15 protein-coding genes are annotated in these 11,996 nt (G+C 36.2%); 11 read left to right on the top strand and 4 right to left on the bottom strand.

Annotated features, from left to right (window positions below):
- The first annotated feature begins 68 nt into the window (after nt 1-68).
- The 7 genes from ACZZZK_RS16785 (at nt 69) to ACZZZK_RS16815 (ending at nt 5,613) form a co-directional block, all read left to right on the top strand.
- Nucleotides 69-527 carry a hypothetical protein gene (locus tag ACZZZK_RS16785; protein ID WP_463485134.1) on the top strand — a complete coding sequence of 153 codons (459 nt, stop codon included), beginning with the start codon at nt 69-71 and terminating at the stop codon, nt 525-527.
- 419 nt (nt 528-946) lie between these two features.
- A complete protein-coding gene (locus ACZZZK_RS16790; protein ID WP_463485135.1) occupies nt 947-1,357 on the top strand; it encodes a RidA family protein in 411 nt (136 codons plus the stop codon).
- A 191-nt stretch (nt 1,358-1,548) separates the two neighbouring features.
- Nucleotides 1,549-1,962 carry a 30S ribosomal protein S12 gene (gene rpsL / locus ACZZZK_RS16795; RefSeq protein WP_010599925.1) on the top strand — a complete coding sequence of 138 codons (414 nt, stop codon included), beginning with the start codon at nt 1,549-1,551 and terminating at the stop codon, nt 1,960-1,962.
- A 17-nt stretch (nt 1,963-1,979) separates the two neighbouring features.
- Nucleotides 1,980-2,447 carry a 30S ribosomal protein S7 gene (rpsG, locus tag ACZZZK_RS16800; RefSeq protein ID WP_056848515.1) on the top strand — a complete coding sequence of 156 codons (468 nt, stop codon included), beginning with the start codon at nt 1,980-1,982 and terminating at the stop codon, nt 2,445-2,447.
- Nucleotides 2,448-2,578: 131 nt separating this feature from the next.
- Nucleotides 2,579-4,693, top strand: a complete 2,115-nt coding sequence (gene fusA, locus ACZZZK_RS16805) for an elongation factor G (RefSeq protein WP_056848516.1) — start codon at nt 2,579-2,581, stop codon at nt 4,691-4,693.
- A gap of 140 nt (nt 4,694-4,833) precedes the next feature.
- A complete protein-coding gene (gene rpsJ, locus ACZZZK_RS16810) occupies nt 4,834-5,139 on the top strand; it encodes a 30S ribosomal protein S10 (RefSeq protein ID WP_008244591.1) in 306 nt (101 codons plus the stop codon).
- Between the two features lie 228 nt (nt 5,140-5,367).
- Nucleotides 5,368-5,613 (top strand): hypothetical protein, encoded by a 246-nt coding sequence (locus ACZZZK_RS16815; RefSeq protein WP_463485136.1) that lies wholly within the window; start codon nt 5,368-5,370, stop codon nt 5,611-5,613.
- 3 nt (nt 5,614-5,616) lie between these two features.
- Here the strand turns inward: ACZZZK_RS16815 and ACZZZK_RS16820 are convergent, their stop codons facing one another.
- Nucleotides 5,617-6,276, bottom strand: a complete 660-nt coding sequence (locus tag ACZZZK_RS16820; RefSeq protein ID WP_463485137.1) for a response regulator — start codon at nt 6,274-6,276, stop codon at nt 5,617-5,619.
- A 308-nt stretch (nt 6,277-6,584) separates the two neighbouring features.
- On the opposite strand from ACZZZK_RS16820, the gene ACZZZK_RS16825 reads away from it, so the two are divergent.
- Nucleotides 6,585-6,854: a hypothetical protein gene (locus ACZZZK_RS16825; protein WP_463485138.1), complete on the top strand. Its 270-nt coding sequence runs from the start codon at nt 6,585-6,587 to the stop codon at nt 6,852-6,854.
- A gap of 263 nt (nt 6,855-7,117) precedes the next feature.
- On the opposite strand, the gene ACZZZK_RS16830 is transcribed toward ACZZZK_RS16825, so the two are convergent.
- Nucleotides 7,118-7,312, bottom strand: coding sequence for a YtxH domain-containing protein (locus tag ACZZZK_RS16830; protein ID WP_463485139.1), 195 nt, complete (start codon nt 7,310-7,312; stop codon nt 7,118-7,120).
- Nucleotides 7,313-7,322: 10 nt separating this feature from the next.
- Nucleotides 7,323-7,685, bottom strand: coding sequence for a hypothetical protein (locus ACZZZK_RS16835; RefSeq protein ID WP_463485140.1), 363 nt, complete (start codon nt 7,683-7,685; stop codon nt 7,323-7,325).
- Between the two features lie 114 nt (nt 7,686-7,799).
- On the opposite strand from ACZZZK_RS16835, the gene ACZZZK_RS16840 reads away from it, so the two are divergent.
- Entirely contained in the window at nt 7,800-9,143 is a 1,344-nt protein-coding gene (locus ACZZZK_RS16840; RefSeq protein WP_463485141.1) for a deoxyguanosinetriphosphate triphosphohydrolase, read from the top strand.
- Between the two features lie 65 nt (nt 9,144-9,208).
- On the opposite strand, the gene ACZZZK_RS16845 is transcribed toward ACZZZK_RS16840, so the two are convergent.
- Nucleotides 9,209-9,820: a hypothetical protein gene (locus tag ACZZZK_RS16845; protein ID WP_056848522.1), complete on the bottom strand. Its 612-nt coding sequence runs from the start codon at nt 9,818-9,820 to the stop codon at nt 9,209-9,211.
- A gap of 173 nt (nt 9,821-9,993) precedes the next feature.
- Between ACZZZK_RS16845 and ACZZZK_RS16850 the strand changes: the two genes are divergently transcribed.
- Complete coding sequence (locus tag ACZZZK_RS16850; protein ID WP_463485142.1) at nt 9,994-11,250, top strand: NAD(P)-binding domain-containing protein; 1,257 nt, start codon at nt 9,994-9,996, stop codon at nt 11,248-11,250.
- Nucleotides 11,250-11,831, top strand: a complete 582-nt coding sequence (locus tag ACZZZK_RS16855) for a hypothetical protein (protein ID WP_463485143.1) — start codon at nt 11,250-11,252, stop codon at nt 11,829-11,831. Before ACZZZK_RS16850 ends, ACZZZK_RS16855 begins: the two co-directional genes overlap by 1 nt.
- The last annotated feature ends 165 nt before the right edge of the window (nt 11,832-11,996 follow it).

An 11,996-nucleotide genomic window follows, 5' to 3' on the forward strand; every position in this document is an offset into this window, starting at 1 on the left:
GACTCCCTAAGTTTTCGCGGTTTTTTATTAAGGATAAATATTATCTTTAAATATAATCCAATCTGTGTATGAAAACGAATCTAATATTTATGGTGAGTGTTTTGAGTGTTTTACTTTTCTCAACCTGTAAAAAGGGAAAAATCAAAAATTTAAATAGTATTAGTTATGGTACTTCTTTTGGAATGTGCGGTGGATATTGTGTTCAAAGTATTTCAATTAGTGATGCTAAACTTACTTTTACAAAGAGCAAACATGGACAAACACCTGATACAAAAACTTGTTCAAAAAACATTTCTGATGAAGAAGTAAATTCAATTAAAGATTTATTAGATGCGAGCCAGATTGCTAATTTGCCTGAAGTGATTGGTTGCCCAGATTGTGCCGATGGAGGTGCGGAATGGATTTCGGTAACAGCAGATGGGATAACTCATAAAATCACTTATGATTATGGCAAACCACCAAAAGAATTGGAGGCTGCAGCCGCTAAATTGAAAGTTCTAAAAGATGGTTTTAAGGATTGTAATTAAATGAAACTCATTATGAGGTGGAAATTAGCGATATTAAAAATAGTTAAAATACAGGAAGAGTATGAGTTAGCTTTAAAAAGGCCTATTGGTTAGTACGAAATGATATTGTGCTAGACTCTAAGCAAGCTGATGAACTTGAATTGCTTACACTATCAATTGAGCATTATGAAGAATCTGAATATAAAATTGCTACCGTCTCCAAGAGAAACCATAAAATTAGATTAGAACAATTGGTTGGAGCACAAACTGTGGGATAGAATACATTTGTTTTAATTCGACCCCAGAAGTACAGTAAATTAATTTTCATCCCTCGTGCTAGGTTAACTGTCTTAAGTTCGTTGTCACATCAAATCAGCTATTACGTTTCGCTGACTATTAAGGAATCCAGTCTGTTTATCTTCCCCCTTTAAATATAGCAGATGAAAAACCAGAATTTCGAAATAAAAAATCCAGAAGGATTATATGATCCAAAACCTCATGGATACTCTCATATTGCAACCGTTAACTCCAATAGTAAAATGGTATTTATAGCTGGGCAAGGTGGTAGCAATATGGATGGCGTTTTAAGTAATGATTTCAAGGTACAGGTAGATATTGTGTTTGAAAATATTGAGATCGCACTTAAAAGTGAAGGATTGCTGTGGAGTGATGTTGTAAAGTTGACCACACTTGTGGTTGACTATGATTCAAGTAAACATGAAATTTTGATTGCTGCATCTCGAAAAATATGGCCTGATTTGAAGTTTCCCGTGAATACTCTAATACCAGTTTCGAGACTAGCATTAGATGGGATGCAGATAGAAATCGATGTAACCGCTGTGGGCAGGTAAATTTGGTTTCCGCTTAAATTCGCAACCCCTTAATCTTCAACTCCAAACTAAAAACTCAACACGCTAAATTTTTTGCGCTAACCCCTTGATTTATAAAAAGAATTGTTCTACTTTTGCAGTCCGTTTTATGGGCTATCTGCGAGGATGCCGGGGGAGCGGTAAATAATTAAATAAAAAATTAAAAAAGCACAATGCCAACTATTCAACAATTAGTTAGAAAAGGTAGAGTAGCACTGGAGTTCAAGAGTAAGTCTCCAGCGTTGGACAGCTGTCCACAGCGAAGAGGTGTATGTACACGTGTGTACACCACTACCCCTAAAAAACCAAACTCAGCAATGCGTAAAGTAGCCCGTGTTCGTTTAACGAACGGTAAAGAGGTGAATGCATACATTCCTGGGGAAGGTCACAACTTACAGGAACACTCAATCGTTTTGATTCGTGGTGGTCGTGTGAAAGATTTACCAGGTGTACGTTACCACATCATCCGTGGTGCATTAGATACATCAGGCGTTGCTGGTCGTAACCAACGTCGTTCGAAATATGGTACTAAACGTCCTAAGCCAGGTCAAGCTGCTGCAGCTCCTGCTAAAGGAAAGAAAAAATAATCGGGAGGAAATAAGAAATGAGAAAGTCAAAACCAAAAAAGAGAATTATTCTTCCTGATCCAAAATTTAACGATGTTCAAGTAACTCGTTTTGTAAACAATATGATGTACGATGGAAAAAAATCTATCGCTTACTCTATTTTTTACGATGCTGTTGAAATTGCTGAGAAAAAAGCAGGCGAAAACGGTTTAGAGATCTTCAAACGTGCTTTAACTAACATTATGCCAGCTGTAGAGGTTAAATCTCGTCGTGTTGGTGGTGCTAACTTCCAGGTTCCAACTGAGGTTAGACCAGAACGTAAAACAGCTTTAGGTATGAAATGGTTAATTTCATACGCTCGTAAACGTGGCGAAAAAACCATGAAAGAGAAATTAGCTGGTGAAATGGTAGCTGCTGCTAAAGGTGAAGGTGCTGCTGTTAAGAAGAAAGAAGATACGCACAAAATGGCTGAGGCTAACAAAGCGTTCTCTCACTTCAGATTCTAGTAATTAGGATTAACAGATTAGTAAGATTACACAGATTTAATTAGAAGATTATACTGATTAGATAAATTACACCGATTTGTTTTTACATAATCGGTGTAATCATTTAAAATCAGATAAATCAAAAACATAAGATGGCAAGAGATTTAAAATTTACAAGAAATATTGGAATTGCAGCTCACATTGATGCAGGTAAAACTACAACAACAGAGCGTATCCTTTATTATGCTGGTGTGAGTCATAAAATTGGTGAGGTGCACGAAGGTGCTGCAACAATGGACTGGATGGCACAAGAGCAAGAGCGTGGTATCACCATTACTTCTGCTGCAACTACTGTTGATTGGAATTACAGAGGTCAAAAATATCATGTAAACGTTATTGATACACCAGGTCACGTGGATTTTACCGTAGAGGTAAACCGTTCGTTACGTGTATTAGATGGTTTGGTATTCTTGTTTTCTGCAGTTGATGGTGTTGAGCCTCAATCAGAAACCAACTGGCGTTTAGCCAACAATTATGCGGTTCCTCGTATTGGTTTCGTTAACAAAATGGACCGTTCTGGAGCTGACTTCTTAAAAGTTGTTAAGCAGGTTAAAGATATGTTAGGTAGTAATGCAGTTCCATTGCAATTACCTATCGGTTCTGAAGATGCATTTAAAGGTGTGGTTGATTTAATTAACAACCGTGGTATTGTTTGGAATGAGCATGATAAAGGTATGACCTTTACTGAAGTGCCAATTCCTGATGATATGTTAGATGAGGTTGCTGAGTGGAGAGAAAAATTACTGGAATCAGTAGCTGATTATGATGAGACTTTGATGGAGAAATTCTTCGAAGATCCTAACTCAATTACTGAACGTGAAATTTTAGATGCTTTACGTGCGGCTGTTTTAGATGCTAAAATTGTTCCTATGGTTTGTGGTTCATCTTTTAAAAACAAAGGTGTACAAACTATGCTTGATTATGTGATGGAATTATTGCCTTCACCTATGGATAGCGAAGGTGTAATTGGTACTAATCCAGATACTAACGAAGAAGTTTTATTAAAACCAAGCATTAATGAGCCATTTGCAGCTTTAGCATTTAAAATTGCAACTGACCCATTTGTAGGCCGTTTATGTTTTATCCGTGTTTACTCGGGTAACTTAGAAGCTGGTTCTTACATTTACAATGCTCGTTCTGAAAGTAAAGAGCGTATTTCTCGTATCTTCCAAATGCATGCTAACAAGCAAAACCCAGTGCCAAACGTGGCTGCGGGTGATATTGCTGCTGTAGTTGGATTTAAAGATATCAAAACTGGTGATACACTATGTGATGAGAAACACCCAATCGTTTTAGAATCTATGGATTTCCCTGAGCCAGTTATTGGTTTAGCTATTGAGCCTAAAACTCAAGCTGACGTTGATAAATTGGGTATGGGCTTAGCTAAATTGGCTGAAGAAGATCCTACTTTTAGAGTTCAAACTGATCAGGAAACTGGTCAAACGGTTATCTCTGGTATGGGTGAATTACACTTAGATATTTTAATTGACCGTTTAAAACGCGAATTTAAAGTTGAAGTTAACCAAGGTGCACCACAAGTAGCTTACAAAGAAGCTATTTTCGGTACTACTCAACACCGTGAAACTTATAAGAAACAATCTGGTGGTCGCGGTAAATTTGCCGATATCCAAGTGGTTATCTCGCCAATCGATGCTGATTTCGAAAAAGGTGGTTTACAATTCGTAAATGAAATTACAGGTGGTTCAATTCCACGTGAGTTTATTCCTTCAGTAGAAAAAGGTTTCGCAGCAGCGATGGTTAACGGTGTGTTAGCAGGTTATCCACTTCCTGATATGAAAGTACGTTTGATTGATGGTTCATTCCACGCAGTCGATTCAGATGCTTTATCATTTGAGCTTGCAGCTAAAATGGCATATCGTGAAGCTTTACCTAAATGTAAACCAACTTTGATGGAGCCAATCATGAAAATCGAAATCTTAACCCCTGAAGAAAACATGGGTGATGTAATCGGTGATATGAACCGTCGTCGTGGTCAGTTATTAGGTATGGATACACGTAACGGTGCCCAAGTAATTAAAGCAACTGTGCCTCTTTCTGAAATGTTTGGTTATGTAACGCAGTTACGTACTATCACTTCAGGTCGTGCAACTTCTACAATGGAATTTGACCATTACGAAGCAGCGCCTAAAAACGTACAGGATGAAGTAATTGCTAAATCAAAAGGAAGAGTAAAATCTGAAGACTAATTCTTAGTATTAAGATAAAAGTATCAAGTATCAAGATGGATTATCGGTCTTGATACTCGATACTAAATACTTGCTACTAAAAAAATAAATCCGATTTCTGTTGTTAATAGCTCTAACAGGAAATCATAATTAAAAATAAGATGAGCCAAAGAATCAGAATTAAATTAAAATCTTACGATTACAACTTGGTAGATAAATCTGCTGAGAAAATCGTAAAAACTGTTAAACCTACGGGTGCAGTTGTAAGTGGTCCAATTCCACTTCCTACAGAGAAAAAAATCTTTACTGTATTGCGTTCTCCACACGTAAACAAAAAAGCTAGAGAGCAATTTCAATTATGCGCTTACAAACGCTTATTAGATATTTATAGCTCTAACTCTAAAACAGTTGATGCTTTAATGAAACTTGAATTACCTAGCGGTGTTGAGGTTGAAATCAAAGTTTAATTGATTTTAAAAAGATTAAAAATCCTGATGAAAGTCAGGATTTTTTTTTGCCCTATTTTTTGTGAGGCGTATGGAATAGCAGTTTCTGACCTGGATGTTTTTGGTTGCCATTATGGGATTTCAATAAGCATTTAAGAGAAGCTTAGCGTAATAAATCACGGATTCTCTGGCGGCAAATATGTTTAAACTAGCCGTTAAACAAATTAGGTTTTTATTCGTTTAAATGATATGAATAAACCAACTAAAAAGGAAGAAAATCTTCCTATCGAGGGTCAGGATTTTGCCAATCCTGAAGAAGAATTAAAGGAAAAACCCTCTTCGCATGGGGAAGTTGGAAATCAGAAAGGAAGCGATTTTTCAGAATTGGAGGAGAGCAGAATGGACAATCCACCTAAACATAGAGATGAGAATGGATCAAGTATAAAGGATACAGATGTTCCTGTTAAATCTGACCAAAGTAAAGGAGTGGATTGAAAGCTAATCAATAATTGCATTTCTAATTGCAAAACCGATTAACTCAGCAGTATTTTTTTTGCCTGTTTTATGTAGCAAATTTTGTCGATTGCCCTCTATTGTTCTCTTACTTGTAAATAGTTTATCTGCAATTTCAGTATTGGTAAAGCCTTCGGCAATGAGCTTTAGTATTGTCATTTCTCGTTTCGAAAACTGAACACTCCGTTTCATGCTTCCTGCTTCTACCGAATATTTTTTCTGAACTGGATCCAGTAATTTCATCCCAATTGAAGTGCTGAGGTATTTGTAACCTGCGTTAAGTTGTTCAACTGCGAACACAATTTCTGATGTAGTCACATTCTTTAACAAGTAACCATCGGCACCAGCATCAAAGCATTTAGTAATTAATTTTTCTTGATCAACAGACGTTAAGATTAAGACTTTAATTTGTGGATAGTTACTTTTGATCAATTTGGTCAATTCAATTCCATCCAAGTCGGGCGTTTCAATATCTGTTATAAGTATATCTGGAAGATTCCCTTTCTCCAAAAAATCGATTACCTCGAAGCCCTTTGAAGCTTCGGCAATAACTTCGATATTATCCTGGGTTCCAACTAACGATGTGATACCGTTTCTAATAATGGGGTGGTTATCGGCTATTATTACCTTTATAGGGATTTTCAAATTTGAGGTTGTTGGATAGTCAAATCAAATATCGATATAATCAAGCGTCCATAATCTCTGTTTAAATACGTAAAAGCGATGTATTTATACGCCTTTTTTATGGCAGCGCTGATCATTGTTAACTACCTTTATCACAATGGAACGGAGGTGCAAATTCTTTCTTGAAATAGTGTATTTAATTACACCTGAATAATTATCCGCTAAACTTTAGCTAGTGAGATTAGGTAATCTAACGTATTTGTAAATTGTTTAAACCTTATTAACCATCTAGGTGTTATTCATATTAACGGATTAAATTTTTAGGTGTGATGAACAAGGAGCTTGATAATAACAGAAATGATCAAAATGAAAATACTGATCGTAATATAGAATGGGATAATGGAGAGGCAACTTATGGCCATACCATTAGCGACTCTGAGTTTAAGCGTAAAAACACGCCAAGTAAGGATCATATTTCTAATACAGAAAATGAATCCAATACAATAGATAATTTAAAGAACGAAAATCTAAGTCAAGGTGAAGATATTGGAAGTAGAAATAGTATCGATGAGAAAGGTTTGGGTGGGAAAGATTTATAAAGAAGGATTCGTTAAAATCCCTCTTTATAGTTAATGATTTTTCCGGTAGAGGAATAATTCTGATAGTACTCAACAGCTAGATGTTTTTTAAAGTAGCCATTTTTATAGCCCAATAAATTAGTTTTAGCCTTAGGATGATTAAGATGTGGCTGCGAGTGCTAATGTGTTTGCAAATTTGCTAATTAAACAAACTTATTGCAAATTTTCAGTCCTAAAAGTAATTGATATAAATCAAATTTTGTAGTATAAAGTAGTTGTTGATGTCAGTAAAGTTTTGTAGTTTGATTATAGTCCATCGCTAATCTGTTTTTGTATTCCTTGGCTTGACAAAAAGCATCGTTCAAACCATCTTTTAAATCATCCAATAGTGATTTTCCGTCAATTTCTCTTTTTTTGCTGGCATATTTAAAACCGTAAACGGCCACCGCCCCAATTACAACATATTTTAGTAATCCCATAATAAGCCTCTTAAATTCCAGTATTTAAAACATCATCTTCATCTCTTTGGTTAATTTCTTTTTGGCTTGGCGAATCAAAATCATCCGAAGAACTTCCAGTCTTACTTGCAGAACTTTCAACTGTGGGGTGTTTATCTTTACTATTATAAGCATCATCACTTAAAGAATCCTTCCCCTGCGTTCCGCTGTTATCAAAGCCATCCTTAGCAGCTATATTGCCTGCTATTGCATCGCTTTCTTGTCCATAACTGGTTACTTCGTTGCCCTCATTTCCTTTTTCGTATTCCTTTTGAAGCTTTGATTTAGTGCTATCGTCACCATTGCTAACATAACCTTCAATATGCTCTTCCTTATTATAAATACTCGTTTTCATAATTGTATTTTTTATTAAGAACAGCTTTAAGCAAAAATGGTTTTAAGTCAAGTTTCTCTAAATTATTATTGATGGGATTTTCTGCTTTTAACTAACTTGCGCCAAATTTTAAAAATGGAGTGGAAAAATTTACTTTCAAATAAACGATTTGGCCAAGAAAGTTGGACGGGTGATAGAGATAAAGCAAGATCGGATTTTCAAAGAGATTACGATAGATTAATATTTTCGTCGCCTTTTAGACGTTTGCAAAATAAAACTCAAGTATTTCCATTACCTGGAAGCGTTTTTGTTCATAACCGTTTAACTCATAGTTTGGAAGTAGCAAGCGTTGCTCGTTCCATGGCGAATATTTTCCTGAATACTTTGGAGGAAAAAAATCCTCAGTTAATAAAAGATGTTCCACTTATAAATGAAGTTGGAAATATTGTTGCAGCTGCATCGCTCGCTCACGATTTAGGAAATCCTGCCTTCGGGCATTCTGGAGAAGCTGCGATTTCACGTTATTTTACTGATGGAGATGGCAAGGTTTATCAAAATAAAATGAATGAATCGCAATGGCATGATTTGATAAATTTTGAGGGCAATGCGAATGCGATCAGGATTCTTACTCATCCCCTAAAGGGCAAAGGTAATGATGCCTATGCACTTACTTATTCTACACTGGCCTCAATTGCAAAGTATCCTTGCGCTTCTATTGCAGGCAAACAAAAAGGTTTGTTGCACCGGAAAAAGTATGGTTTTTTCCAGTCAGAGGAAGAAACGTTTAAAAGAATTGCGGATGAGCTTCACCTTGAGAAAGAAGAAAACGAATATTTAATTTACAAACGCCATCCTTTGGTTTATCTGGTAGAAGCTGCTGACGATATTTGTTATAGCATTATTGATTTGGAAGACGCACATCGTTTAAAAATTCTTTCTTACGAGGAGGTGAAAAATTATTTGCTGCCTTTCGCGAATTCAAAAACTATCGAAGATAGACTTAAAAATGATTATGAGGATGATGATGCCAAAATTGGTCTTCTTCGAGCGAAGGCAATAAATACATTAACCAACATTTGCGCAGACATTTTTTATCGTGAACAAGAAAGTTTGCTTCAGGGAACTTTGAATAATAGCCTTACAGATCTGATACCAGAACCATATCGCTCTGCGTGGAAAGAAATTGAGAAAGTTTCTATTGAACGCATTTACAATTTCTCTTCAGTGATTCAAAAAGAAGTTGCAGGTTACAAAATTATGGCGGGTTTACTGGAGGAGTTTGTGCCAGCTTTGATAAATAACAACACGCACTATTATAAAAAGTTGGTAAAACTGATACCAAAGCAATACCATACTGATTTGCCTGATATTTACTCCCGCACCCAAAGTGTATTAGACTTTGTTTCGGGGATGACTGATCTTTATGCTGTAGATTTATATCGAAATATTAAAGGAATTTCATTTCCATCTGAAACCTAATTTGGTTGAGATCAAGATCAAGGTTGAGATTTTTGCCCCAACCTTGATCTTGATCTCAATCTCAACTATCTTCCTCGAGAATCATCCCATCTATTTCTTTCGTCCTGAAGTTCACGAGCCAACTTCATTTCTTTATCTTTCGCTTTAACCTTGTGTGCCTGGAATTCATCTGCAACTTCCTGGTAAAGCTGTGTTCTGTAAGTCGCTTCCTTTCTATATTTACCAGATTGAAAAATTACTATTGCCAAGCCAGCGCCCAGAATAATAATAATTGCCCAAACGATGGTGTTATAGGTTCCTTTGTTAAAAGATATCCCCAGAAATTTAATTTCATTAACGGAAGCTGTGGCATCTGCCAATGAGTTTTCTTTTCCAGAAACTTCGCCTTTCAATGTAGAAATGGTTTGTGCCTGTGTTTTAATTTCTTGTTTTGCCTCTTGCAGTTGTTTGCGTTCTTTCCTCAAGGTATCGTTTACACTTTTCCACACTCCAGATAATCTTGAAGGGTTAATCAGCCTTGCGCCATATAAACTCTTAGATTTTTTTAACATAAACTGATACTGGCCATTTAGCGATGGATCGGTGTTTTTTGTTGTATCTGGCAAAGTTTGACCAAAAGCAATGTTTAAAAATAGCATAGCGCCTAAAAACAATAGGGTGTGTTTAATTTTCTGCATAGTTTAAATATAGGTGTTTGAGTGTAAAACTACATTTTTATCTATTTCCTAGTTAATAATTTTTAACTAATGGCTTTATAGATTTTAATTGTTGTGCGTTTTCGTTATCTGTTAAATAACAATTTTATCTACGTTTTATTATAATTTACTTATTGATAGATTACATTTGCCTCATGCAAATAGGAATTATCGGTTTGGGCGATATGGGCAAATTATATGCGCTGTCGTTTGCAAGCGAAGGTTATAAAGTATGCGGGGCAGATATGCCTTTAAGGTTTTCGGATTTAAAAAATGAATTAGAGCCGAAAGGAATCGAGGTATTAATTGATGGTCATGAAGTGGCCCGCAAATCACACTTTATAATTTACTGTGTGGAAGCAGAAAAGATTGATGAAGTAGTTTCTACGTTTGCCCGTTCTACAAAGTTCGGCGCAATTGTATCCGGACAAACCTCTGTTAAACATCCGGAAATTGCAGCTTTTGAGAAACATCTTCCAGATGATACACAGATTGTAACCTGCCACTCTTTACACGGGCCTGCTTTTAGTCCAGAAGGGCAAACGCTGGTGGTCGTTCGCCACCGGGCTTCCGATGAAGTTTATGCTAAAGCTTTAGCCGTTTACCGTTCGCTTAAATCGAATATTATCGAAATGGACGATTATCGTGAGCATGACCGTATTGTGGCCGATACACAAGCCGTTACCCACATGGGCTTCGAGAGTATGGGTTCAGCATGGAAAAATGCAGGTTTCTTTCCATGGGATAACCCAGCTTATGCTGGCGGAATAGATAATGTGAAAATCTTAACCACGCTCAGAATTTTTAGTTACAAATCACATATTTATGCTGGCTTAGCAATATTGAATCCTTATGCCCAGAAGCAGGTGAAATACTACGCTCAGGCAGAATCTGAATTATATAAGCTGATGATTTGTGAAAATGAAATTGAATTTAGGGAGAAAATTTATGCTGCCCGCGATTTTGTATTTCATGAGAGCAGAACGCTTCTGCTCCTTGATGACAACATTATGAAAGAATTTAGCCTTTCTGATGCAAATCATAAACAAAAGCCAAATTCGCACTTAAGTTTGCTAAGTATGGTTTATGCCTGGTATAAAATGGGCGTAAATCCTTATGATAACCTAATTTGTCAAACCCCTCCTTTTAAATTGAGGCTTGGCATAGCTGAGTATCTTTTCAAAAATGAGGAGATGTTGGAAGAATCGATCACCACCGCTTTATACGATAAATCTATCCGCGGCGACGATTTGGAATTTCATACCGCTGTTCATGAATGGGCATCGATAATAGGATACGGTGATTTGAAAGGATATAAGGAACATTTTGAGGCTGCAAAATCATTTTTTGCCAATCGATTGAATGATGGGAGAGACCTGAGTGCGGAAATGATTAGGAGGTTAGGGAAGTAGTGGGAAAATCAGAATTAGTTGTTGAATTGCAAACTCATTTGGCTGATATTGAAAGTTTATGCCAGGAATATGATTTGGGAAATAAACAGGTGGTTTCTCAAATTGCTAAACGAGTTTTGATCCTATTCCAGAATGCTGAACAATCCAAATCATTACTTACTAAATTAAAGCTTAATCACATTCAGCTTAGCTGTAGTTCAGAAACTTATCAATCGAAAAGTATAAACAACTTTATTGGCTTGTTAAAGCTGGAGCATACAAAAGGAGCAGGCTGGGATTATCTGCCGAAGCTTGAGCAGTCTAATCTGATTAGAGTATCGTTAGAAAACTGGTGGAACAACAAAAAGATAATAGTTGATTCCAGTTCAATTGCATTTACGAGAGCTAAAATCACAAAAGCGCTAGCCGGGAATGATCAAATAGTTATAGATACATCAGGATGGAAGCTTACTGATGCTCATGTAAACAAAAATACAATCAATCCAATACCAGCAACGGTTAGGCAAATTGCTTACGAACTCATTGAGACTTTCAAAAATATGGATATCAATAAGGAGAGTAAGCTTCATCAAAAATCCTGAGTTAAATTTTCAGTTTGCACCTGTTTTCGACGTATGCTATAGTTATACTACAGCATGATTGAAATTAATAACTGCTAACACGGTCGTTAAAAAGAGAGTGAGAATAGAGCGTAGCTAACACCTGTAACACGTTGATAAATTTTAATTACCAGGTCCCAATTTATA

The organism is Pedobacter sp. AC163, assembly GCF_979258665.1.

Coding starts and splice junctions, on each gene's coding strand:
- ACZZZK_RS16830 (WP_463485139.1), bottom strand. CDS start 7,312: ATGGGATTACTAAAATATGTTGTAATTGGGGCGGTGGCCGTTTACGGT.
- ACZZZK_RS16785 (WP_463485134.1), top strand. CDS start 69: ATGAAAACGAATCTAATATTTATGGTGAGTGTTTTGAGTGTTTTACTT.
- rpsL (WP_010599925.1), top strand. CDS start 1,549: ATGCCAACTATTCAACAATTAGTTAGAAAAGGTAGAGTAGCACTGGAG.
- rpsG (WP_056848515.1), top strand. CDS start 1,980: ATGAGAAAGTCAAAACCAAAAAAGAGAATTATTCTTCCTGATCCAAAA.
- rpsJ (WP_008244591.1), top strand. CDS start 4,834: ATGAGCCAAAGAATCAGAATTAAATTAAAATCTTACGATTACAACTTG.
- ACZZZK_RS16840 (WP_463485141.1), top strand. CDS start 7,800: ATGGAGTGGAAAAATTTACTTTCAAATAAACGATTTGGCCAAGAAAGT.
- ACZZZK_RS16850 (WP_463485142.1), top strand. CDS start 9,994: ATGCAAATAGGAATTATCGGTTTGGGCGATATGGGCAAATTATATGCG.
- ACZZZK_RS16845 (WP_056848522.1), bottom strand. CDS start 9,820: ATGCAGAAAATTAAACACACCCTATTGTTTTTAGGCGCTATGCTATTT.
- fusA (WP_056848516.1), top strand. CDS start 2,579: ATGGCAAGAGATTTAAAATTTACAAGAAATATTGGAATTGCAGCTCAC.
- ACZZZK_RS16835 (WP_463485140.1), bottom strand. CDS start 7,685: ATGAAAACGAGTATTTATAATAAGGAAGAGCATATTGAAGGTTATGTT.
- ACZZZK_RS16790 (WP_463485135.1), top strand. CDS start 947: ATGAAAAACCAGAATTTCGAAATAAAAAATCCAGAAGGATTATATGAT.
- ACZZZK_RS16825 (WP_463485138.1), top strand. CDS start 6,585: ATGAACAAGGAGCTTGATAATAACAGAAATGATCAAAATGAAAATACT.
- ACZZZK_RS16815 (WP_463485136.1), top strand. CDS start 5,368: ATGAATAAACCAACTAAAAAGGAAGAAAATCTTCCTATCGAGGGTCAG.